The sequence below is a fragment of the Streptomyces sp. NBC_00887 genome, assembly GCF_045207585.1.
Map to the genome: position 1 here is coordinate 5,843,890 of NZ_CP108788.1, position 22,658 is coordinate 5,866,547.

The following is a 22,658-nucleotide window of genomic DNA, read 5'->3' on the forward strand; positions in this document are numbered from 1 at the left end:
AAGACGCCCGACTCCGGTTCCGGCGCGTCAAGTTCTGCGGACTTCCAAGCCGGAACGGAGTGCGGGCGCCGCCCAACGGTAGGCCGGTCCGCACCGTCAGCCAATCTGGTTATCCACAGGGCATGTGGACGACGGACCAGATGCTGTGGAGAACTCCACGGAACCTGTGCACGGACCGGGGGACAGCACTGTGGACAAACTCATACCGGCACCACCAAGGAGGCCCTGACCTGCACTTTCTCCATCCACCGGCTGTGGGGGAGAAAAACTTTTCTTCTCAGCGCAAGATCACTGCAAACCACGCACCAGAGAACCCCGAACTCGATCGAAAGTAAGGACCACTATCGCATTGCATCTCTTACCTGTGGAAGATTAGATTAGCCCCCATGACCCAGGCCCCCACGACCCGTCGATCCAGTCGCCGCCGGCACGACCGCGAGATCATCGCACTGGCCGTTCCGGCCTTCGGCGCGCTCGTTGCCGAGCCCCTCTTCGTCATCGTCGACAGCGCCATCGTCGGCCACCTCGGCACCTCCCAGCTGGCCGGCCTGGGAGTCGCCGCAGCCCTGCTGACGACTGCCGTCAGCATCTTCGTCTTCCTCGCATACGCCACCACCGCGGCGGTCGCCCGCCGGGTCGGTGCGGGAGATCTGCCCTCCGCGATCCGCCAGGGCATGGACGGCATCTGGCTCGCCCTGCTGCTCGGCGCCGTCGTCGTCGCCGTTACGCTCCCGTCAGCCCCCTGGCTGGTCGAGGCTTTCGGGGCATCGGACACCGCCGCGCCTCACGCCACCACATATCTGCGGATCTCCAGCCTCGGGATTCCGGCCATGCTCGTCGTGCTCGCCGCGACCGGCGTCCTACGCGGCCTGCAGGACACCCGCACGCCGCTCTACGTCGCCATCGGCGGGTTCACCGCCAACGGCGCACTCAACGTGGTCCTGGTCTACGGAGCAGGCCTCGGGATCGCCGGCTCCGCCTGGGGAACTGTGATCGCCCAGGTGGGAATGGCTCTCGCCTATCTGATCGTCGTGGTGCGCGGTGCCCGTCGGCACGGCGCCTCCCTGCGCCCCGACGCCGCGGGCATCAGGGCCAGCGCACAGGCGGGTGTCCCCCTGCTGGTCCGTACGCTCTCTCTGCGCTCGGTCCTGATGATCGCCACTGCCGTCGCCGCCCGGCTGGGCGACACGGACATCGCCGCGCACCAGATCATCCTCTCGCTCTGGAGCCTCACGGCCTTTGCGCTCGACGCCATCGCCATCGCGGGTCAGGCCATCATCGGCCGCTACCTGGGAGCGAACGACGCGAAGGGCGCACGGGAGGCCTGCCGTCGAATGGTCCAGTGGGGTATCGCGTCCGGGGTGGTCCTGGGGGTACTGATCGTGCTGGCACGCCCCCTGTTCATCCCGCTCTTCACCGGTGACGATTCCGTACAGGACACCCTGCTGCCCGCCCTGCTGGTCCTGGCGGTCTCCCAGCCGATCGCCGGCGTGGTCTTCGTCCTGGACGGAGTGCTGATGGGGGCAGGCGACGGCCGGTATCTGGCCTGGGCCATGCTCCTGACCCTGGCCGTCTTCGCTCCGATCGCCCTCCTGGTCCCCACCTTCGGAGGAGGCCTCACGGCTCTCTGGTGGGCGATGACCCTGATGATGACGGTCCGGCTGGTGACACTCTGGATCCGGACCCGCTCGGGCCGGTGGATCGTTACCGGCGCCACTCGCTGAGCTGGACCGGGCCTGAGGCGCAGGAACCCGGGGCAGCCTTACTCCGCCCGGTTCCGTCGATGGCCGCCCCTTGCTGTTTCACGTGAAACGACGAAGGGCCGCACCCCCAGGGTGCGGCCCTTCACCTAGCTCAGCTGAGCTGTGCCCTTAGGCAGCAACGACCTCGATACCGAGCTTCGCGGCAACCTCGGGGTGCAGACGGACGGACACCTGGTATCCGCCGAGCGTCTTGATCGGCGAGCCGAGCTCGACGCGACGCTTGTCGACGTCCGGACCACCGGCAGACTTGATCGCCGTGGCGATGTCGGCCGGGGTGACGGAGCCGAAGAGACGGCCGGCGTCGCCGGAGCGAACAGCCAGACGGACCTTCACGGCCTCGAGCTTGGCCTTGATCTCGTTGGCCTGCTCGATCGTCGAGATCTCGTGGATCTTGCGGGCGCGGCGGATCTGCGCCACGTCCTTCTCGCCGCCCTTGGTCCAGCGGATGGCAAAGCCCCGCGGAACCAGGTAGTTACGGGCGTACCCGTCCTTGACGTCCACGACGTCGCCGGCAGCACCGAGGCCAGTGACCTCGTGGGTGAGGATGATCTTCATGATTCGGTCACCCTTCCCTTATCGCGCGGTGGACGTGTAGGGCAGCAGCGCCATCTCACGGCTGTTCTTGACTGCCGTGGCGACGTCACGCTGGTGCTGAGTGCAGTTGCCGGTGACGCGGCGGGCACGGATCTTGCCACGGTCGGAAATGAACTTCCGCAGCATGTTCGTGTCCTTGTAGTCCACGTACTGGGTCTTGTCCTTGCAGAATGCGCAGACCTTCTTCTTAGGCTTGCGCACAGGCGGCTTCGCCATTGTGTTTCTCCTGTGTGATCAAGAAGTGGGGGTACGAGCAGCCCTAGAAGGGAGGCTCGTCCGAGTAGCCGCCGCCGGAACCACCGGAGCCGCCGGAGCCGCCGGAGCTTCCGCCCCAGCCACCCCCGCCGCCCTGCTGGCCCCCGGCCGACTGGCCGCCGGCCGGCGCGCTGGTGGCCCACGGGTCGTCGGCGGGAGCACCGCCGCCACCCTGCTGGCCGCTGCCACCGGAACCGCCGCCCCAGTTGCCGCCGCCCTGCTGGCCACCGCCGCCGTATCCACCCTGGCCACCGCCCTGACCACCGCGACCAGTGGTCTTGGTGACCTTGGCCGTGGCGCTCTTGAGACTGGGGCCGACTTCCTCGACGTCCAGCTCGTAGACCGTGCGCTTGACGCCCTCACGGTCCTCGTAGGACCGCTGCTTCAACCGGCCCTGCACGACGACGCGCATGCCTCGCTGGAGCGACTCCGCGACGTTCTCCGCCGCCTGACGCCAGACCGAGCAGGTGAGGAACAGGCCTTCGCCGTCCTTCCACTCATTGGTCTGCCGGTCGAAGATGCGGGGAGTGGACGCGACACGGAACTTCGCGACCGCCGCACCGGACGGGGTGAAGCGCAGCTCGGGGTCGTCGACGAGATTGCCGACGACCGTGATGACGGTCTCGCCTGCCATGGGTGAACCTCTCGGCGGGGATTGCTTCTGGCTGCTTGCTGCTACTCGAACCCGATGACCACTGAGCTAGAAGCTCAGTGGGTCTCGGGACGGAGGACCTTGGTCCGGAGGACCGACTCGTTCAGGTTCATCTGTCGGTCGAGCTCCTTGACGACTGCGGGCTCGGCCTGCAGGTCGATGACCGAGTAGATGCCCTCAGGCTTCTTCTTGATCTCGTAAGAGAGACGACGACGGCCCCAGGTGTCGACCTTCTCAACCTTTCCGTTGCCCTCACGGACAACGGAGAGGAAGTTCTCGATCAACGGGGAGACTGCTCGCTCCTCGAGATCGGGGTCGAGGATGACCATCACCTCGTAGTGACGCATGTGGAACCCACCTCCTTTGGACTCAGCGGCCACGGTCGTTCCGTGGCAGGAGGGTCGTGATGCGTAAGCAACAGTGTCTCCGAGTAAAACAGCCGCCACTGACAACGCCCATCGTCGAAATCCGAGGGGGGCTGCTGTGCTGGCTCAGGGCAGACACCGGTGCAGACCGTACAGACTACCCGCAGACAGGCTTCCGGTTGAAATCCGGTGCCGAGGAGACGCAATCTGTACACATCGGTTGTGAGCGGCGCTACAGTGCACCGCCTTCCGGCCAGGAGGTTCTCCATGGCACAGACAATGCGACCCCGTCCCCGCCCGCCCGTTTCCCTCTTCGCCACGGACGGCAGACCCCATCCCCTCCAGGACACCCTGGTGGCGGTGACTCTGGTCCTCGGCGCTCTCGCCTTCGTGACGGCGATGTTCCACAACCTGCATCTGATCAGCTCGTGGGCCGGGCTGATCGGGATCCTGACCGGCGCATACGGACAGTACGTCTCGGTGACCACGCGTGAGCGGTTCCCGTTGATCCTGGGGCTGGGCGCATCCGCGATCGGGTTCTTCCTCGGCATGGCCCATGGCGGCCTCTTCGGCGGCGTGATCAGCTGAGGGTGCCCCCCGGGCGCCGTTCCCGGTCGCCCGGGGTCCAGACGGGGCACTCCTCGGTCACAGTAGGCTTCGGCGCGAGAGCCGGAGCCCCTGACCGATGGGGACACACCTGCCGAGGAGCGCCCCGCATGAGCCTGACCCTGAGGACCATCAGCCGAGAGCAGCATCTGGCGTACGTCCAGAACCTGCCTTCGGCCAGTCACTGCCAGGTCCCGGCGTGGGCGGATGTGAAAACCGAATGGCGCTCGGAGAACCTGGGATGGTTCGACAAGAACGGCGAGATGGTCGGCGCCGGCCTCGTGCTGTACCGCCAGCTGCCCAAGATCAAGCGCTATCTGGCGTACCTTCCCGAAGGCCCGGTCATCAACTGGTACGCCCCGAACCTGGACGACTGGCTCCAGCCGATGCTCGCCCATCTGAAGCAGCAGGGCGCCTTCTCCGTGAAGATGGGCCCGCCCGTCGTCATCCGGCGCTGGGACTCGGCCGCCATCAAGTCCGGTATCCAGGATCCGGACGTCAAGCGCCTGCGTGATGTCGAGGCCACCCACATCGAGCCCCGTGCCTTCGAGGTCTCGGACCGTCTGCGCAAGATGGGCTGGCAGCAGGGCGAGGACGGCGGCGCCGGCTTCGGTGACGTCCAGCCCCGCTACGTCTTCCAGGTACCCCTGGCCAACCGCTCCCTGGAAGATGTCCTCAAGGGCTTCAACCAGCTCTGGCGGCGCAACATCAAGAAGGCCGACAAGGCAGGCGTCGAAGTCGTCCAGGGAGGCTACGAGGACCTCGCCGAGTGGCAGAGGCTGTACGAGATCACGGCAGTGCGTGACCACTTCCGGCCGCGCCCCCTGTCGTACTTCCAGCGCATGTGGACGGTGCTCAACTCCGAGGACCCGAACCGCATGCGGCTCTACTTCGCCCGGCACAACGGCGTCAACCTCTCCGCCGCCACGATGCTCGTGGTCGGCGGGCACGTCTGGTACTCCTACGGCGCGTCCGACAACATCGGCCGTGAGGTCCGGCCCTCGAACGCGATGCAGTGGCGGATGCTCCGCGACTCCTACGCGATGGGCGCGACCGTGTACGACCTGCGCGGCATCAGCGACTCGCTGGACGAGACCGACCACCTCTTCGGCCTCATCCAGTTCAAGGTCGGCACCGGCGGCGAGGCCGTCGAGTACGTCGGCGAGTGGGACTTCCCCCTCAACAAGCTGCTGCACAAGGCACTCGATATGTACATGTCGCGCCGCTGACACTGCCCGAAGGCACTTCACTAAGCTCCGCATACCTCTGATACACCGCAGCCACCAGAAAGGTTCCGGGCCGGCCATGGCGCTCTCCCTCTACGTCGACACCGCGCGCTGGCGGGCGCACCAGAAGTCCGTGCTCGACCAGTTCCCCGGTCTCGTTCCTGTCTGCAAGGGCAATGGCTACGGCTTCGGCCACGAACGGCTCGCCGACGAGGCGATCCGTTTCGGTTCCGACACGCTTGCTGTCGGAACCACGTACGAAGCCGCCCGCATCAAGGACTGGTTCAGCGGCGACCTGCTCGTCCTCACGCCCTTCAGGCGGGGCGAGGAGCCCGTACCGCTGCCCGACCGTGTCATCCGTTCGGTCTCGTCGGTGGACGGTGTGCACGCCTTGGTGGGCGCACGGGTCGTGATCGAGTGCATGAGCTCGATGAAGCGCCACGGTGTGAAGGAGGAGGAGCTGGGGCAGCTGCACGCGGCCATCGAGGACGTACGTCTCGAGGGCTTCGCCCTGCACCTCCCGCTGGACCGCACGGACGGTTCGGACGCGGTCGAGGAGGTCATCGGCTGGATGGACCGCCTGCGCGCGGCCCGGCTGCCTCTGCACACCATGTTCGTCAGCCACCTGCGGGCCGAGGAACTGGCGCGGCTGCAGCAGCAGTTCCCGCAGACCCGCTTCCGCGCACGCATCGGCACGCGCCTCTGGCTCGGGGACCACGAGGCGACGGAGTACCGCGGCGCCGTGCTCGACGTCACGCGCGTCGTCAAGGGGGACCGGTTCGGCTACCGCCAGCAGAAGGCCGCCTCGGACGGCTGGCTGGTGGTCGTTGCCGGGGGTACGTCCCACGGCGTCGGTCTGGAGGCCCCCAAGGCCCTTCACGGTGTGATGCCGCGCGCGAAGGGTGTCGCCCGGGCCGGGCTGGCCACGGTCAACCGCAATCTGTCGCCGTTCGTGTGGGCGGGCAAGCAGCGCTGGTTCGCCGAACCGCCGCACATGCAGGTGTCCATCCTGTTCGTGCCTTCGGACGCCCAGGAGCCGAAGGTCGGTGACGAACTGGTGGCCCACCTGCGCCACACGACCACCCAGTTCGACCGCCTCGTGGACCGCTAGGCCCTTCGCCCGAACCCAGGCCACGCGGGGTCCGGCAGCCCCTCAGTCGGCCGCTCCGCCCGTCGTGCCCCACTCCACCCGCGGTCCTTCGACCGCGGGTGCCGCGTGCCGTCCGTGGTGGTGCACCGCCCGCCCGAACGCGACCGCGTCCGGAGCCCCGTCGAGCACCCCGCCCGACGGGTCGTCCGACCCGTCGCGCCGCACGGTGTCCCGCTCCGGCAGGAGGATGTCGCGGACCACAAGGGCGCACAGGTACAGCGTTCCGAGGAGATGCAGGGCGATCGCGACCTGATAGCCCTCCTGCGGCAGCCCCTGGTGCTTGTCGCCGCTCGTCGTGTACGCGAGGTACAGCCAGATCCCCAGGAAGTACATGACTTCGCACGCCTGCCAGACGAGGAAGTCCCGCCACCGCGGCCTGGCCAGCACGGCCAGCGGGATCAGCCAGAGCACGTACTGCGGTGAGTAGACCTTGTTCGTCAGGATGAAGGCGGCCACCACAAGGAACGCGAGCTGAGCGAACCGGGGCCTGCGCCGAGCGGTCAGCGCCAGCCCCGCGATCCCCGCGCACAGCACGATCATCAGCAGCACCGAAGCCGTGTTCACGGTGTCCACGTCGATGGGCCTGCCGGTGCGCTGGGTGATGATCAGCCAGAACGAGCCGTAGTCGATCTGCCGTTCCTGGCTGAACGTGTAGAACTTCTTCCACCCCTCGGGGGCGTACGCCATGACGGGCAGGTTCACCAGCAGCCAGGCCGCCGCCGCGCCGAGCATCGCCGACCCGCACTCGCGCCATTTCCCGGCCCGCCAGCACAGCACGAGGAGCGGCCCCAGAAGCAGCACGGGATAGAGCTTGGCGGCCGTCGCCAGGCCGATGAGGATACCGAAGGCAAGTGCCCGTCCACGGGACCACATGAGCATGGCGGCGGCCGTCAGTGCCACGGCGAGCAGATCCCAGTTGATCGTCGCAGTGAGGGCGAGTGCCGGTGCGAGGGCGACCAGCAGGCCGTCCCACGGTCGTCGCCGGTGCGTCCGCGCCACGCACACGACCATGATCACGGCGCAGATCATCAGCATGCCCGCGTTGACCATCCAGTACATCTGCTCGCGCTGCTGCACGGGATCGCCGGCGGGCGTCAACGTCAGCCAGGACGCGACCTGCATGAACAGGCCCGTGAGGACGGGGTACTCGAGGTACTCCATGTCGCCGCTGAGCCGGTCGAAGTACGGCACGAGGCCCTCGGCGAAGCCGCGTCCGAGATAGAGGTGCGGGATGTCGGAGTAGCACGCGTGCGTGTACTGCGAGCTGGTTCCGCGGAACCAGGCCCAGTCGTAGCAGGGCAGCTTCTGCACCATGCCGAGCGCGAACATTCCGATCGCCACGAGCGCGATGACGCGGACCGGCGTGAGCGGCCCGGCACCGAGCCGTGCCCAGCGGCCCACCGGTCCACCGATCAGCTCGCTGCCCGCCGCGGCGATCTCGTCCTGTTGCGTGGGCCGAACGACGGGCCGCTCCTGGTGCACGCTCGTGTCTTCTGCGCTTGGCATGCCGCACATCCTGCCGTACGGCGCTGTGGGCGGGGGTGTGCCGCCCACAGGACGCGGAGAGGGCCGCCGGCACCTGGCAGGTGCGGGCGGCCCTCGTCACGCTTCTCCGACGGTCACTCGTCGGGGGTCCGGCGAGCGGTGGGCGCTATCCGCCGCCGCCGAAGAACCCGCCGGCCGCGTTGTTCCCGTTCCCGTTGCCGTTCGTACCGTCCGTCGTTCCGTCGGTCGTACCGGTATCGGTCCCGCCGTCGGTCGTACCGGTATTGGCACTGCCGTCGGTCGTTCCCGTGTTGTCCCCGCCATCGGTGGTGCCGGTGTCGGTGCCACCGTTGTTGCAGTCCCAGTCGAACGTTCCGCACGACTTGCTGGGTGTGGGGGACGGCGAGGACGGGGTGGGCGACGGCTCCGTCGACGGTTCACTGGACGGCGTCTGCGAAGGCGTCGGGCTGGGCGTCGGCGAGGGACTCGGGGCACCGCCGCCGTAGAGCGTCTCGCCGTACGGCTGCGGCTCGGGGAAGTTCTTGACCTCTTCGCCCTCCATCGCCACTGCCATGTAGTCGTGCCAGATCTGCGCGGGGAACGAGGCGCCGTGGATCTTCTCCTCACCGCCCGTGCCGAACATCTTCAGGAACTCGCGGTTCTTGTTCTTCTCGTCGTCGTCCATCCGGAACATGCTCACCGCGGTCGACAGCTGCGGGGTGTAGCCGACGAACCAGGCCGACTTGTTGCCGTCCGTGGTTCCCGTCTTCCCTGCCACGTCCCGGCCGGGGAGCTGGGCAGGTGTTCCCGTCCCCTTCTCGACGACGTTCTTCAGGACGTCGGTGACGTTGTCGGCGACGATGCTGGGGAAGGCCGGCTTGGACACCGTCTCGTGCTGGTAGATGACCTCGCCCTTGAGCTTGACCTCGGTGACCGAGAAGGGATCGCGCTGCTGGCCACTGGTGGCGAAGGTGGCGTACGCGCCGGCCATCCGGATGGCGCTCGGGGAGGACGTGCCAATGGAGTACGAGGGGACCTTCGCGTCCGCCATGTAGTCGTCGTCACGCAGCCCCGCGGCGAGCGCGGCCTCCTTCACCTTGTCCGTGCCGACATCCATGCCGAGCTGCACATAGGGGGAGTTGGCGGACTCCTGCATGGCGGTTCGCAGGTCGATGGGGCCGTAGTTGTGCTGTCCGTCGTTGGTCTGGAGCCACTCACCGCCCTTCGCGTTCCGCCAGATCTCGCCGTTGTACTTCTTGATCTTCAGCTTGTTGTCGCCGTTGTAGACGCTCTTGGGCGAAACCGGAGTGCGTTCCGAGGCACTCTGTTCAGCACTGAGTTCCGGGTCACGCTTCCCGTACTCCATCGCCGCTGCCAGAACGAACGGCTTGAACGTCGAACCGACCTGAGCACCCGTCACATCGGCGTTGTTGGTGTAGTGCTTCGTCGCGTCCTGACCGCCATAGGTGGCGACGATCGCACCCGTCTTGGTGTCCACCGACGCGCCGCCGAACTGGACGTGCGAGTCCAGCTCCGGACGCGCCTTCTCGTCGATCTTGTCGGCGTACACCTTCTTGATCGACTTCTCGAGCTGCTTGACCTTCTTCTGGTTGAAGGTCGTGTGGATCTCGTACCCACCCTGCGCCAGCTGCCGCTCGGTGATGCCCCGGTCGTTGTTCGCGAGGAAGTACTTCGTTGCGAGGTCCACCAGGTAACCCGTCTGGCCGCCCAGCTTCGCGTCCTTCCTCGGCTTGTTCGGCATGGGGAACGTCGTGTACTTGGCACGTTCCGCCTTACTCATCCGGCCGTCCTTGACCTCCTCGTCGAGGATCCACTTCCAGCGCAGAATCGCGCGCTCGGTGTTCTTCGCCTTGGTGGCCTGCTCCGGGTCGATATCGGGAGCACCCTCCGGGTCGAAGTAGGTGGCCCCCTTGAGCAGGGTCGCCAGGAAGGCGCATTCGCTCGGGTCCAGATCCGTGGCGTCCTTGTCGTAGTACGCGCGTGCCGCCGCCTGGAGCCCCGACGCACCCCGGCCGTAGTAGGAGACGTTGAGGTACCCCTCCATGACCTTCTTCTTGCTCTCCGTCTCGCCGACCTTGAGCGTGATGAAGAGTTCCTTGACCTTCCGGCTCAGGGTCTGGTCCTGAGAGAGCATGGAGTTCTTCACGTACTGCTGGGTGATCGTCGATCCGCCCTGGGTCTCGCCTCCCCGGGCCATGTTGTAGACAGCGCGTCCGATACCCATGGGGTCGATGCCCCTGTCCGTCTCGAACGACTTGTTCTCCGCGGAGATGACGGCGTTACGCATCGCCACGGGGATCTGCGCGTAACCGATCGACTGGCGGTTGACGGAACCGCCTGTGGCGACCATCGGGGTTTCGTCGTCCCAGTAGTAGACGTTGTTCTGCGCCGTGGCGGTGGCTTGCATGTTCGGCGGTACCACCAGCGCGTACGCGATGCCGGCCGCGCCCATCATGAGGCCGAGGAAGCTCAGGCACAGGCCGGAGACGAGCTTCCACGACGGCACCCAGCGGCGTGCGCCGTACTTTCCGGCCCGCGGGTAGTCGATGAGGCGCTTCTTGCCGGAACGGGCGTCGGCCCGGCCCCGGCCACGGCCTTCGTGACCACCGGTGTCGCCGGCTTCACGTCGTCTCCCACCGCCGCCACGCTGGGCGGCGCGACGGGCCTCGGCCCGGCCACCGTAGGAGGCTTCCTCGCCGTAGGCGTCGGAAGGTGATGCTGAAGTTGCTCTGCGTGACGACTCCGTGCGGCGTCCGGCAGGCTGTTGGGCGGCTCGTCTGGCCGCGGCACGCCCTCCACCTTGCGGTTGCGGCGTTTTGCGACGGTGCTCGCTCATCGAACGACTACTCCTCGGGCAGGCAAGAGCGCCTGGAAGCGGCAGTTGAGATCCGGTCCCCCCGAATTACGGACGAGCCCTGCGGAAGGCTCATCCGCAGTACATCCGGCAGTCCGCGATGACTGACGCATGGCGGCGTCACACGGTTCCCGGTGGTCTGCATGCCGCACAGACTACGCAGGGTCAAAAACCCCCTAGAGCCGAACTTCACCCCAAATAACGCAAGTCACTCCCTAGGAATTGTCGATGTGACGCCGCTCACGAACCCTCCCCTTGTCGAACACCACGCGCCGATCTATCGTGCTGATGTATCGAGTCGATACATCAGCACGGCATAAGGTGGGCCCAAGGGCTCCGCGGGAGCACTCGGAGAAGGAGGAGGCGAAGGTGAGCAGACGCTCAGGCATCCTCGAATTCGCCGTACTCGGCCTGCTCCGCGAGTCCCCGATGCACGGGTACGAGCTGCGCAAGCGCCTCAACACGTCGTTGGGTGTCTTCCGCGCCTTCAGCTACGGCACGCTCTACCCCTGCCTCAAGACGCTGGTTGCCAGCGGCTGGTTGATCGAGGAGCCGGGAACCACTCCGGATCTTCCGCCGGTCGCCGGCCGTGGGGTCGCTCCCACGTCCTCGCTCACGGGTCGCCGCGCCAAAATCGTCTACCGGTTGACGGCAGAAGGTAAGGAGCACTTCGAGGAGCTGCTCTCGCACACCGGCCCGGACTCGTGGGAGGACGAGCACTTCGCCGCTCGCTTCGCCTTCTTCGGACAGACGGAGCGCGATGTACGGATGCGCGTGCTCGAAGGACGCCGCAGCAGGCTCGAGGAACGCCTCGAGAAGATGCGCGCCTCCCTTGCCCGCACCCGCGAACGACTCGACGACTACACACTTGAGCTGCAGCGACACGGCATGGAATCCGTGGAGCGCGAAGTGCGCTGGCTGAACGAGCTCATCGAGAGCGAGCGGTCGGGACGGGATCAGCGACGATCCTCGCCCGAGGGCTCCGCTCAGCACGACACATCAGGAGAGACGGGCGGCCTGCCCCGGCACCGGGACAACACCCGGCCGGATCCGTCCGACGACACCAAGTGAAGCCTCCGCAGATCCGCAAGGTTCCACGGGGAACACCGAGAACACAGGGAGCAATCGGCATGGGTTCGGTTCGCGTAGCCATCGTCGGCGTGGGCAACTGCGCCGCCTCGCTGGTGCAGGGCGTCGAGTACTACAAGGACGCCGATCCGGCCGGCAAGGTGCCCGGCCTGATGCACGTTCAGTTCGGCGAGTACCACGTGAGCGACGTCGAGTTCGTCGCCGCCTTCGACGTCGACACGAAGAAGGTCGGCCTCGACCTCGCGGACGCCATCGGCGCCAGCGAGAACAACACCATCAAGATCGCCGACGTGCCGAACACCGGCGTGACGGTTCAGCGTGGCCACACCCACGACGGTCTGGGCAAGTACTACCGCGAGACGATCGAGGAGTCCGCCGAGGCCCCGGTCGACATCGTCCAGATCCTCAAGGACAAGCAGGTCGACGTCCTCGTCTGCTACCTGCCCGTCGGTTCCGAGGTTGCTGCGAAGTTCTACGCGCAGTGCGCCATCGACGCCAAGGTCGCGTTCGTCAACGCTCTCCCGGTGTTCATCGCCGGCACCAAGGAGTGGGCGGACAAGTTCACCGAGGCCGGTGTCCCGATCGTCGGCGACGACATCAAGTCCCAGGTCGGCGCCACCATCACGCACCGCGTGATGGCGAAGCTGTTCGAGGACCGGGGCGTCGTCCTGGACCGCACGATGCAGCTGAACGTCGGCGGCAACATGGACTTCAAGAACATGCTCGAGCGTGAGCGCCTCGAGTCCAAGAAGATCTCGAAGACGCAGGCCGTCACCTCGCAGATCCGTGACCGCGAGCTCGGTGCGGACAACGTCCACATCGGCCCCTCGGACTACGTGGCTTGGCTGGACGACCGCAAGTGGGCGTACGTGCGCCTCGAGGGTCGTGCCTTCGGTGACGTTCCGCTGAACCTGGAGTACAAGCTCGAGGTCTGGGACTCCCCGAACTCCGCCGGTGTCATCATCGACGCCGTGCGCGCAGCGAAGATCGCCCTGGACCGCGGCATCGGTGGCCCGATCCTCTCGGCTTCCTCGTACTTCATGAAGTCCCCGCCGGTCCAGTACTTCGACGACGAGGCCCGCGAGAACGTCGAGAAGTTCATCAGCGGCGACATCGAGCGCTGATCCGGCCGACCACGGCTGCAGCCTCACCAGGGTGACGAGCGGAAACGCTCCGTCCCCTCCACACGTTGGGGGTCCCCGGGCAATCCGCCCGGGGACCCCCAACGTGTGTGACCCTTGCCCACATGCCTGTCGTGCGTGATCTACGCATACTCCTGCGCTTTCGGAACTTCCGTCACCTTCTCGCCGTGCGGCTTCTCTCGCAGTCGGCTGACGGCGTCTACCAGGTCGCGCTCGCCACGTACGTCGTCTTCTCCCCGGAGGGTCAGACAACGCCGGGCGCCATCGCGTCCGCCATGGCTGTGCTGCTGCTGCCGTACTCCTTGATCGGCCCGTTCGCCGGCGTCCTGCTGGACCGCTGGCCGCGCCGACAGGTGTTCCTGTACGGAAATCTGCTGCGGGCCGCCCTCGCCTGCTGCACAGCCCTGCTGCTCCTGAGCTCCGTACCCGCGTGGGCGTTCTACGCTTCCGCCCTCTGCGTCACCGCGGTCAACCGCTTCGTCCTGGCCGGGCTGTCAGCGGCTCTCCCACGCGTGGTAGACACCGACCGGCTCGTCGTCGCCAACTCCCTCTCCCCGACGGCCGGAACGCTGGCCGCGACGGCCGGTGGAGGGCTCGCCCTGGCCATGCAAGTCCTGACAGACGGGTCCGACGCCGCCGTGGTCATGCTGGGGGCGATCCTCTACCTCCTCTCGGCCCTGACCTCCCTGACCCTGCCCCGAGGCCTCCTGGGTCCGGATGAGGACCTGCACCACGTGCGGCTACGGGAAGCGCTCACCACGACCGCACGTGGCCTCGTCTCCGGGTTGCGCCATCTGGCCGAGCGGAAGGACGCCGCACGGGCTCTGGCCGCCATAACGGTGATCCGCTTCTGCTACGGGGCCCTGACGGTGATGGTGCTGATGCTGTGCCGCTACGCGTGGTCCGACAGCGAGTCCGACGGACTGACGCTGCTCGGCTTCGCGCTGGGAGCCTCCGCTGCGGGGTACTTCGTGGCCGCGGCGATCACACCGTGGGCCGTGGGGCGCCTCGGCCGGTACGGCTGGATGGCGGTGTGCGCGGGTACGGCAGCCCTCCTGGAGCCGGCGCTGGGGTTGTCGTTCGCACCCACTCCCATGCTGGCGGCAGCGTTCGTCCTCGGACTCGTGACACAGGGAACAAAGATCGCAACGGACACCGAAGTCCAGACGTCGGTCGACGATTCATTCCGCGGCAGGATCTTCTCGCTCTACGACGTGCTGTTCAACGTTGCCTTCGTCGCTGCCGCGGCACTGTCCGCCCTCGCGCTTCCGGCTGATGGTCGGTCCGTTGTCGTAGTGATCGTCGTGGCCGTGCTCTACGCCCTGGTCTCAGTAGCGATGTTCCGCCGGCGGCACGTCAGCCTGGCGCTCCAGCGCGCCCGCCTCAAAGAGTGAGGGCGTTGTTTCACGTGAAACCACGTGAAACAACGCCCTCACTGGATCCCGCTCCCGAATCGCGCGTCGTGTTTCACGTGAAACATGACGCCCACCCGGCATCAGTCCTGAGCGGCCCACCACTCCTTGAGGGCTGCGACGGCAGCATCGTGTTCCATCGGCCCGTTCTCCAGCCGCAACTCGAGCAGGAATGCATAGGCCTTACCGATCACAGGCCCGGGTGCGACCCCAAGGATCTGCATGATCTCGTTGCCGTCCAGGTCGGGCCGGATCGCGTCCAGCTCCTCCTGGCTCTGCAGCTCCTCAATGCGCGCCTCGAGCCCGTCATAAGTTCGCGACAGCGCATTGGCTTTGCGCTTGTTGCGCGTCGTGCAGTCCGAGCGGGTCAGCTTGTGCAACCGGTCCAAGAGCGGTCCCGCATCCCGCACGTACCTGCGCACGGCGGAATCGGTCCACTCACCGTCGCCGTAGCCGTGGAAGCGCAGATGCAGCTCCACGAGCTTCGACACGTCCTTGACCATGTCGTTGGAGTACTTCAGCTCGGTCATCCGCTTTTTCGCCATCTTGGCGCCCACCACCTCGTGGTGGTGGAAGGAGACACGGCCGTCCTTCTCGAAGCGCCGCGTCCTCGGCTTGCCGACGTCGTGGAGCAGGGCCGCGAGCCGGAGCACGAGATCCGGCCCGTCCTCCTCCAGATCGATGGCCTGTTCCAGGACGGTCAGGGAGTGCTCGTAGACGTCCTTGTGACGGTGATGCTCATCACTTTCCAGTCGCAGGGCGGGGAGCTCGGGAAGCACCCGGTCCGCCAGACCGGTATCCACCAGCAGCCCCAGCCCTTTGCGGGGGTGCCCGGACAGCAGCAACTTGTTGAGCTCCTCACGGACCCGCTCGGCCGAGACGATCTCAATACGTCCGGCCATGTCGGTCATCGCCGTGACGACCTCAGGGGCGACCTCGAAGTCCAGCTGCGCGGCAAAGCGAGCGGCACGCAGCATCCGCAGCGGATCATCGGAGAAAGAGGCCTCAGGGGTGCCCGGTGTGCGCAGCACGCGCTCGGCCAGATCATCGAGACCTCCGTGGGGGTCGATGAACTCCTTCTGCGGCAGAGCGACAGCCATGGCGTTGACCGTGAAGTCACGTCGCACGAGGTCTTCCTCGATGGAGTCGCCGTAGGAGACCTCGGGCTTGCGGGAAGTCCTGTCGTACGCCTCCGACCGATACGTCGTGACCTCGATCTGGTAGCCGTCCTTCTGCGATCCGACCGTGCCGAACGCGATTCCGACCTCCCACACGGAGTCTGCCCACGGACGGACAATCTTGAGTACGTCCTCCGGCCGGGCATCGGTCGTGAAGTCCAGATCGTTCCCGAGCCGGCCGAGCAATGCATCGCGGACCGACCCTCCGACCAGGGCGAGGCCGAATCCGGCTTCCTGGAATCGGCGGGCGAGGTCGTCGGCGACCGGGGACACCCGCAGCAGTTCACTCACTGCGCGGTGCTGCACCTGGCTCAGTGCACTGGGGCTGTCTTCGTTGGCGTTCGGCACAACAGAAAAGGGTACGTGCACCGACCGGCCCCGGCGTCATCGTTTACGAGGGCCCTGCGAGACTCTCCGATCATGTGGCGCAGTCCCCGGCACTCAGCCATCGGGCACATCGTTACCATGCGGGGACGCAGAGACCGGCAAGACCGACACCAGCTGACGACTAAGAGGGACGGGTACGCGTGGCCGAGGCGGCAGACATCCAGGGGACAAATCCCTCCCCTGCCCGCCGGTGGCTCCGGCGCACAGCCTCCTTGATCGTCGGGGCGCCGTTGCTCGCCGGGCTCCTGACGGGTCCGGCAGCGCCCGCAGCGCAGGCCGAGGGGATCGCCAAGGCCCCGACAGGCTCACGCACCATCGATGTGTCTCTGGACACGCTCAGCCCCAGCGCACCGGTCGAGGGGGACACCCTCACGGTTTCCGGCACCCTGACCAACAAGGGCAAGAAAGCGGTCACCGAAGCCGAGGTCGACCTCCGCGTGGGGCCGACGCTCTCCGGCCGGTCCGCAATCGATGACGCCACCAAGCGCACGGGATACCTACCGGGCAGCGACCCGGCCAGGCTCGGCGGTAAGTACACGCTGAAGATCCCGAGGCTTGCTTCCGGCGTCAGCCAGGACTTCACCCTCGCTGTTCCCGTCGACAAGCTGGGCCTCGACGCGGAAGGCGTCTATCAGCTCGGCGTCTCCGTCACGGGCCGGACTGCCGATGCGGGCTACGACCAGGTGCTCGGCATTCAGCGGACCTTCCTGCCCTGGCAGCCCGAGGACGCCGACAACAAGACCGACCTGACCTTCCTCTGGCCGCTGATCGCCTCGGCACACGTCACCGCCGAGACGGGCTCCGACGAACAGCAGACCCCTGTCTTCGCCAACAACAAACTCGCCCAGGAGCTCGCTCCCGGTGGCCGACTGGAGCAGCTGGTGTCGCTGGGCAGTCAGCTTCCGGTGACCTGGGTGATCGACCCGGACCTGCTGGCCTCCGTCGACGCGATGACAAGGAACTATCGCGTCAGGGTCGGAGACACCACCGTCGCGGGGACGAATCAGGCCATCGCCAAGCAGTGGCTCACCGCACTGGAAGCGGCCGTCAAGGACGGCAAGGTAGTGGCCCTGCCGTTCGCCGACCCCGACCTTGCCTCCATCGCCCACCGCGGCAAGAACGTCTCGGGCACGCTCAGCCACCTGCAGACGGCAACCGAAGTAGCGGGACCCACGGTCGAGACCATCCTCCACGTGAAACCGTCCACCGACTTCGCCTGGCCGGTGGACGGTGCGATCGATCCCTCGATCGTCGACGTCGCCACCTCTGCCGGCGCCCACAAGGTGATCGCCCGCAGCGACAGCCTCGAGGAAACCGGCGGTCTGCCGTACACGCCGACAGCCGCCCGGCCGATCGGGGGCGGCACCACCGCGGTCGTTGCCGACTACCGGCTGTCCACCGCCTTCAGGGACAGCATGGCCAGGGCCGGTGACTCGACGCTCGCTGTGCAGAAGTTCCTGGCCCACACACTCGCGCTGACCGAGCAGGCCCCGAACAAACCGCGCAGCATCGTCGTCGCACCGCAGCGGACGCCCACGGCGACGCAGGCACAAGCCATGGCCGCTGCCCTGCGCGCCCTCTCGGACGAGCACTGGACGCAGCCCGTCGACCTGGTGGCGGCGGCCGAGGAGAAGCCCGACACCCAGGCCACCACGAAGGTGCCGAGGGCCTCCCAGTACCCGAAGAAGCTCCGCAGCCAGGAGCTGCCCACCCAGGCTTTCCAGGACATCAGGACGACACAGGACTCGCTGAACAGCTTCCAGGTCATCCTCACGGCGCCCGACCGGGTGGTGACACCCTTCGGCAACGCGATCAACCGCTCCGTCTCCACATCGTGGCGCGGCAGGCCTCTGGAAGCGCAGCAGTACCGTGACGCGGTCCGCACCTACCTGCAGAGCCTCACCAACGAAGTGCAGCTCATCGCGAAGTCCGACGTCACCCTGTCGGGCCGCAGCGCAACGATCCCTGTCACCGTGCAGAACAAGCTCGTGCAGGGTGTGGACAACCTCGTGCTCCGCCTGACGTCGGGCAACTCGACACGGCTCAAGCTCAATGACGGCGCAGCTGTGGCCGAGCAGCCGATCAAGATCGCGGGCGGGCACAGCCAGTCCGTGAAATTCGACGCATCGGCCAATGCCAACGGACAGGCACAGGTCACCGCACGGCTCTTCACCAAGGACAACACACCGTACGGCGAGGAGATGACCTTCACCGTGAAGGTCTCCGAAGTCACACCGACGGTACTCCTCGTGATCGCCGGCGGACTGCTCCTGCTCGTCCTGGCAGGTATCAGGATGTACACGCACCGCAAGCGCGCCGTCGCGAACGGCGCAGCGGGGAACGGCGGCGGCGAACCCGAGCAGCCGAGTGACCCGACCCCGGACACCGGTCCGGAAAGCGGGGACCCGTCGGGAACGGGTGAGAAAGTGGACCGTTGAGCGATGTCTGTCGGGGCCGGTCGGCCGGGGACGATGAGGTGGGGTTTCGATGAACGCGCCGTACGACGGTGACCGCGCCCAGGGCGCGGGCGGAGCTGGATCATCCGGCGGGCCGCCGGTGCCGTCGGACGCAGGTCAGGACGGGGGCACACCGGACCCCTACCTGCAGCATGCCTACGACCACGATCCCTACCGGTCTCAGGACCTCGCCGCCCAGGATCCGGTGGCCGAAGCCCTCTACGACCGCGCTGCCCACCCTCCGCCGCCCCCTGGCACCTACCAGGAGCCGCACCCGCTCTACCAGCAGCCTCCCTCGGCTCAGTACGCCCCCGACCCCCGCATCTGGGCCCAGACTCCGCCACCGGAGCCTGCAGGTCCTTCGCGGCACCTGCCGTACGGAGACAACGCGGCGACCACCCAGTACGTAGGAGTGGACGACCTGGTGACACAGGCATCCGACGGCCGCGAGGAGCCGGACGCCTTCGCGCATCTCTTCCGCGACCAGGAGGGATCCGGACGGCCCCAGGGCCCCGCAGCCGAGCCGGAGGCCGCTCCGGCTCCCGTCCCGCCGAAATCCGGCGGCCGTGCCTCCGGGATACTGAAGTCCAGCGCGCTGATGGCGGCCGGCACCCTGGTTTCCAGGCTCACCGGCTTCGTACGCAGTCTGGTGATCACCGCCGCGCTCGGTGCGGCAATGCTCGGCGACAGCTTCACCATCGCGTACACCCTGCCGACGATGATCTACATCCTCACCGTCGGCGGGGGCCTCAACTCGGTCTTCGTACCCCAGCTCGTCCGGTCCATGAAGGACGACGAGGACGGCGGCGAGGCTTATGCCAACCGCCTGCTGACACTGGTCATGGTGGCATTGGGCCTGATTGTCCTGGTGGCGGTATTCGCCGCTCCCCAGCTGATCCACCTGATGTCGAGCACCATCGCGAACGAACCGGCGGCAAACAACGTTGCCGTGACCTTCGCCCGCTACTGCCTGCCGACCATCTTCTTCATGGGTGTCCATGTGGTCATGGGCCAGATCCTCAACGCCCGGGGCAAGTTCGGCGCGATGATGTGGACCCCGGTCCTCAACAACATCGTCATGATCTTCACCTTCGGCCTCTTCATCTGGGTCTACGGCACGTCCGGCGAATCCCTGATGGGCGTCGAGACGATCCCGCCGGAGGGCGTCCGGCTGCTGGGCATCGGAACGCTGCTCGGCCTCGTCGTCCAGGCCCTGGCCATGATTCCGTACCTCCGCGAGGCAGGCTTCCGCTTCCGCCCCCGCTTCGACTGGAAGGGGCACGGGCTCGGAAAAACGATCAAGCTCGCCAAGTGGACCGTCCTGTTCGTGCTGGCCAATCAGGCCGGCGTTCTGGTCGTCACCCAGCTGGCAACTGCGGCGGGCAACCTCGCCGACAAGGACGGCACGGGCTTCCTCGCCTACTCCAATGCCCAGCTCATCTGGGGCATGCCGCAGGCGATCATCACCGTCTCGGTCATGGCCGCTCTGCTGCCGCGTATCTCTCGCGCCGCCCATGACAACGATCCCGGGGCCGTCCGCGACGACATCTCCCAGGGGCTGCGCAACTCGGCCGTAGCGATCGTGCCCGTCGCCTTCACGTTCCTCGCGCTCGGTCTGCCCATGTGCACCCTGCTGTACGCATCCAGCGGCACCGAGGCTGCGCGGTCCATGGGCTTCATCCTGATGGCGTTCGCCCTCGGACTCATCCCGTACTCCGTGCAGTACGTCGTACTGCGCGGCTTCTACGCGTACGAGGACACCCGCACGCCTTTCTACAACACGGTCATCGTCGCGGCGGTCAACGCCGCGGCTTCCGCCCTCTGCTACGTAGTCCTTCCTGCCCAATGGGCAGTCGTCGGCATGGCCGCCTCCTACGGCCTGGCTTACGCCGTCGGCGTCGGCATCGCCTGGCGACGACTGCGCAACCGGCTCGGAGGAGATCTCGACGGCGCCCGCATCGTGCGCACCTACGCCCGTCTGTGCCTGGCCGCGATCCCTGCGGCCATCGTCGGCGGCGGAGTGGGCTTCGCCCTTCTGGGGGCTCTCGGGGACGGCGCCGGCGGCTCCGTGGTGGCCCTGGTCTGCGGCAGCGTCGTCCTGCTGGGCATTTTCTTCGTCGCTGCGAAAAAGATGCGCATTGAAGAGCTCAACGGCATGGTCGGCATGGTCCGGGGACGGCTCGGGCGCTAAAGAGGGCTCTGATCCGCACAACCATCGCCGGACACCGCGTGTCGTGCATAGCGCCGGAGTGTGGGCACAATTGGCGGGACTGTGCAGTGCTGGCTGGCATCGCGCAACGAATGGGGAGGCAGGAACGACGGTGGCGGAACGTAGCACGGCTGCTGTCGACGTGGCCGACAACGGCGGCGACGAGCCGCTGGCCGCCAAGGCGGACGAGGCCACGACCGACGGGACGGAACAAGCCGAGGACACGGCGGGCGCTGGCCCGAAGAGCGCGGACGGCGGGCAGGAGAAAGCGGATACCGTTCCGGCGACGCCCGATCTGCACAGCGGTCACAAGCTCGCCAAGCGCTATCGGCTCGAAGAGTGCGTCACCCGTCTGGACGGATTCAGCAGCTGGCGGGCCGTCGACGAGAAACTTCGCCGCGCGGTGGGCGTCCATCTGCTCCCCGCCGACCATCCCCGCGCACGCTCGGTGCTGGCTGCCGCCCGCTCCTCGGCGCTGCTGGGAGACCCGCGCTTCGTGCAGGTCCTGGACGCCGTGGAAGAGGACGACCTCGTCTACGTCGTCCATGAGTGGCTCCCTGACGCCACCGAACTCACGGCACTGCTCGCTTCAGGACCTCTGGAAGCCCACGACGCGTACCAACTCGTGAGCCAGGTCTCCCAGGCCATGGCCGCCGCCCACCGGGAAGGGCTCGCGCACCTGCGGCTCACCCCGGGTGCGGTGCTGCGCAGCTCGACCGGGCAGTACCGGATCCGTGGCCTCGCTGTGAACGCGGCCCTGCGAGGCATCTCCGCCGACCAACCGCTGCGCACGGACACGGAGGCCATCGGCGCACTGCTCTATGCCGCGCTGACCCGCCGCTGGCCCTACGAGAGCGATGCCTATGGTCTCTCGGGGCTTCCCAAGGGCGTGGGGCTGATTCCCCCGGACCAGGTACGGGCCGGCGTCCATCGCGGCCTCTCGGAGCTCGCCATGCGCGCGCTCGCCAACGACGGCGCCACGGCCTCACGCCAGGAACAGCCGTGCACCACACCGGACGAGCTCGCCAAGGCTGTTGCGGCCATGCCGCGCATCCTTCCCCCGGAGCCCGTATTCACCGGGCCGCCCGAGTACCAGCGGACCACCTACCAGCAAGGCACGTACGGGCGCCCGTCGGCGCATCCGAACCAGGTCACGCAGCCCGTCATCGCTGCGCCGCCACCCCCGCTGCAGAGTCGTACCGGCAAGGCGCTCAAATGGGCCGTGTCCGCGCTGCTCATCGCCGCACTGGGCCTCGGAAGCTGGCAGCTGGCCGAAACCGTCCTCGACCGAGGCAAGGACTCCGACGAGCCCGCCAACACACAGACCACCGAGAACGAGGGCGACGACAACAACACCGTCGAGCTCAGCAAGCCGGTCACCATCGCCGGCGCCCAGGACTACGATCCGCTCGGCGGGGACGGCTCCGAGAAGCCCGCAACCATAAGAAACGTCCACGACAAGGACACTGGCTCGTACTGGTCCACGGACGGCTACTACACCGCCGACTTCGGGAAACTGAAGGAGGGTGTCGGAGTCGTTCTCGACCTGGGTAAGGTCCAGCAGGTCGGAACCGTCGACGTGTCCTTCCTCGGTGGCAGCACCTCGGTCGAGTTGAGAACGGCAGACGGATCGTCCGTTCCTCAGCTGCCCGGTGGCTTCACCGAGGCCGCGAAGGGATCCGGAACAAAGGTGTCCCTCAAGCCCGACAAGCCGGTGCAGGCGCGGTACGTTCTGGTCTGGCTGACCAAACTGCCGCTGGGTGACGACGGCCGCTACAGGGGCAAGGTCTCGGATATCAAGATCACCAGCTGAC

Annotated in this window: 17 protein-coding genes; 10 read left to right on the forward strand and 7 right to left on the reverse strand. The window is 67.1% G+C overall.

Annotation, left to right across the window (positions count from 1 at the left end; all coding sequences use genetic code 11):
* Window positions 1–386 precede the first annotated feature (386 nt).
* Window positions 387–1,724 carry an MATE family efflux transporter gene (locus OG844_RS26745; protein WP_406393662.1) on the forward strand — a complete coding sequence of 446 codons (1,338 nt, stop codon included), beginning with the start codon at window positions 387–389 and terminating at the stop codon, window positions 1,722–1,724.
* A 147-nt stretch (window positions 1,725–1,871) separates the two neighbouring features.
* Here the strand turns inward: OG844_RS26745 and rplI are convergent, their stop codons facing one another.
* The 4 genes from rplI to rpsF all read right to left on the reverse strand — a co-directional run bounded on the left by rplI (window position 1,872) and on the right by rpsF (window position 3,611).
* Window positions 1,872–2,318, reverse strand: a complete 447-nt coding sequence (rplI, locus tag OG844_RS26750; protein WP_329209068.1) for a 50S ribosomal protein L9 — start codon at window positions 2,316–2,318, stop codon at window positions 1,872–1,874.
* A gap of 18 nt (window positions 2,319–2,336) precedes the next feature.
* The gene (gene rpsR / locus OG844_RS26755) at window positions 2,337–2,573 is read right to left on the reverse strand and encodes a 30S ribosomal protein S18 (RefSeq protein WP_003967857.1); all 237 of its coding nucleotides are present in this window, start codon (window positions 2,571–2,573) and stop codon (window positions 2,337–2,339) included.
* A 43-nt stretch (window positions 2,574–2,616) separates the two neighbouring features.
* Entirely contained in the window at window positions 2,617–3,246 is a 630-nt protein-coding gene (locus OG844_RS26760) for a single-stranded DNA-binding protein (protein ID WP_406393664.1), read from the reverse strand.
* Between the two features lie 74 nt (window positions 3,247–3,320).
* A complete protein-coding gene (rpsF, locus tag OG844_RS26765) occupies window positions 3,321–3,611 on the reverse strand; it encodes a 30S ribosomal protein S6 (protein ID WP_006604399.1) in 291 nt (96 codons plus the stop codon).
* Window positions 3,612–3,896: 285 nt separating this feature from the next.
* Here rpsF and OG844_RS26770 point away from each other — a divergent pair, with 285 nt between their 5' ends.
* The 3 genes from OG844_RS26770 to OG844_RS26780 all read left to right on the forward strand — a co-directional run bounded on the left by OG844_RS26770 (window position 3,897) and on the right by OG844_RS26780 (window position 6,572).
* Complete coding sequence (locus OG844_RS26770; RefSeq protein ID WP_351173555.1) at window positions 3,897–4,217, forward strand: hypothetical protein; 321 nt, start codon at window positions 3,897–3,899, stop codon at window positions 4,215–4,217.
* Between the two features lie 128 nt (window positions 4,218–4,345).
* On the forward strand, window positions 4,346–5,464 hold the full coding sequence (locus OG844_RS26775; RefSeq protein ID WP_356423141.1) for a peptidoglycan bridge formation glycyltransferase FemA/FemB family protein: 1,119 nt from the start codon (window positions 4,346–4,348) through the stop codon (window positions 5,462–5,464).
* Between the two features lie 76 nt (window positions 5,465–5,540).
* The gene (locus OG844_RS26780) at window positions 5,541–6,572 is read left to right on the forward strand and encodes an alanine racemase (RefSeq protein ID WP_406393665.1); all 1,032 of its coding nucleotides are present in this window, start codon (window positions 5,541–5,543) and stop codon (window positions 6,570–6,572) included.
* Window positions 6,573–6,614: 42 nt separating this feature from the next.
* On the opposite strand, the gene OG844_RS26785 is transcribed toward OG844_RS26780, so the two are convergent.
* Window positions 6,615–8,117 (reverse strand): glycosyltransferase family 87 protein, encoded by a 1,503-nt coding sequence (locus tag OG844_RS26785; protein WP_406393667.1) that lies wholly within the window; start codon window positions 8,115–8,117, stop codon window positions 6,615–6,617.
* Between the two features lie 145 nt (window positions 8,118–8,262).
* Entirely contained in the window at window positions 8,263–10,953 is a 2,691-nt protein-coding gene (locus OG844_RS26790; RefSeq protein WP_406393668.1) for a transglycosylase domain-containing protein, read from the reverse strand.
* Window positions 10,954–11,340: 387 nt separating this feature from the next.
* On the opposite strand from OG844_RS26790, the gene OG844_RS26795 reads away from it, so the two are divergent.
* The 3 genes from OG844_RS26795 to OG844_RS26805 all read left to right on the forward strand — a co-directional run bounded on the left by OG844_RS26795 (window position 11,341) and on the right by OG844_RS26805 (window position 14,596).
* The gene (locus OG844_RS26795; RefSeq protein ID WP_406393670.1) at window positions 11,341–12,042 is read left to right on the forward strand and encodes a helix-turn-helix transcriptional regulator; all 702 of its coding nucleotides are present in this window, start codon (window positions 11,341–11,343) and stop codon (window positions 12,040–12,042) included.
* A gap of 59 nt (window positions 12,043–12,101) precedes the next feature.
* Window positions 12,102–13,184: an inositol-3-phosphate synthase gene (locus tag OG844_RS26800; RefSeq protein ID WP_406393672.1), complete on the forward strand. Its 1,083-nt coding sequence runs from the start codon at window positions 12,102–12,104 to the stop codon at window positions 13,182–13,184.
* A 122-nt stretch (window positions 13,185–13,306) separates the two neighbouring features.
* Window positions 13,307–14,596 carry an MFS transporter gene (locus OG844_RS26805; RefSeq protein WP_406393674.1) on the forward strand — a complete coding sequence of 430 codons (1,290 nt, stop codon included), beginning with the start codon at window positions 13,307–13,309 and terminating at the stop codon, window positions 14,594–14,596.
* A gap of 101 nt (window positions 14,597–14,697) precedes the next feature.
* Here the strand turns inward: OG844_RS26805 and OG844_RS26810 are convergent, their stop codons facing one another.
* Window positions 14,698–16,140 (reverse strand): CCA tRNA nucleotidyltransferase, encoded by a 1,443-nt coding sequence (locus tag OG844_RS26810; RefSeq protein ID WP_383174791.1) that lies wholly within the window; start codon window positions 16,138–16,140, stop codon window positions 14,698–14,700.
* 179 nt (window positions 16,141–16,319) lie between these two features.
* On the opposite strand from OG844_RS26810, the gene OG844_RS26815 reads away from it, so the two are divergent.
* The 3 genes from OG844_RS26815 to OG844_RS26825 all read left to right on the forward strand — a co-directional run bounded on the left by OG844_RS26815 (window position 16,320) and on the right by OG844_RS26825 (window position 22,657).
* Window positions 16,320–18,617, forward strand: coding sequence for a DUF6049 family protein (locus OG844_RS26815; RefSeq protein WP_406393676.1), 2,298 nt, complete (start codon window positions 16,320–16,322; stop codon window positions 18,615–18,617).
* Window positions 18,618–18,666: 49 nt separating this feature from the next.
* Window positions 18,667–20,826: a murein biosynthesis integral membrane protein MurJ gene (gene murJ, locus OG844_RS26820; protein WP_406393678.1), complete on the forward strand. Its 2,160-nt coding sequence runs from the start codon at window positions 18,667–18,669 to the stop codon at window positions 20,824–20,826.
* Window positions 20,827–20,956: 130 nt separating this feature from the next.
* A complete protein-coding gene (locus OG844_RS26825) occupies window positions 20,957–22,657 on the forward strand; it encodes a serine/threonine protein kinase (protein WP_406393680.1) in 1,701 nt (566 codons plus the stop codon).
* Window position 22,658: the final 1 nt, after the last annotated feature.

Bases quoted from the DNA above. Each gene is read 5' to 3' on its own strand.
- OG844_RS26745 (WP_406393662.1), top strand. From the start codon at position 387: ATGACCCAGGCCCCCACGACCCGTCGATCCAGTCGCCGCCGGCACGAC.
- rplI (WP_329209068.1), bottom strand. From the start codon at position 2,318: ATGAAGATCATCCTCACCCACGAGGTCACTGGCCTCGGTGCTGCCGGC.
- rpsR (WP_003967857.1), bottom strand. From the start codon at position 2,573: ATGGCGAAGCCGCCTGTGCGCAAGCCTAAGAAGAAGGTCTGCGCATTC.
- OG844_RS26760 (WP_406393664.1), bottom strand. From the start codon at position 3,246: ATGGCAGGCGAGACCGTCATCACGGTCGTCGGCAATCTCGTCGACGAC.
- rpsF (WP_006604399.1), bottom strand. From the start codon at position 3,611: ATGCGTCACTACGAGGTGATGGTCATCCTCGACCCCGATCTCGAGGAG.
- OG844_RS26770 (WP_351173555.1), top strand. From the start codon at position 3,897: ATGGCACAGACAATGCGACCCCGTCCCCGCCCGCCCGTTTCCCTCTTC.
- OG844_RS26775 (WP_356423141.1), top strand. From the start codon at position 4,346: ATGAGCCTGACCCTGAGGACCATCAGCCGAGAGCAGCATCTGGCGTAC.
- OG844_RS26780 (WP_406393665.1), top strand. From the start codon at position 5,541: ATGGCGCTCTCCCTCTACGTCGACACCGCGCGCTGGCGGGCGCACCAG.
- OG844_RS26785 (WP_406393667.1), bottom strand. From the start codon at position 8,117: ATGCCAAGCGCAGAAGACACGAGCGTGCACCAGGAGCGGCCCGTCGTT.
- OG844_RS26790 (WP_406393668.1), bottom strand. From the start codon at position 10,953: ATGAGCGAGCACCGTCGCAAAACGCCGCAACCGCAAGGTGGAGGGCGT.
- OG844_RS26800 (WP_406393672.1), top strand. From the start codon at position 12,102: ATGGGTTCGGTTCGCGTAGCCATCGTCGGCGTGGGCAACTGCGCCGCC.
- OG844_RS26805 (WP_406393674.1), top strand. From the start codon at position 13,307: ATGCCTGTCGTGCGTGATCTACGCATACTCCTGCGCTTTCGGAACTTC.
- murJ (WP_406393678.1), top strand. From the start codon at position 18,667: ATGAACGCGCCGTACGACGGTGACCGCGCCCAGGGCGCGGGCGGAGCT.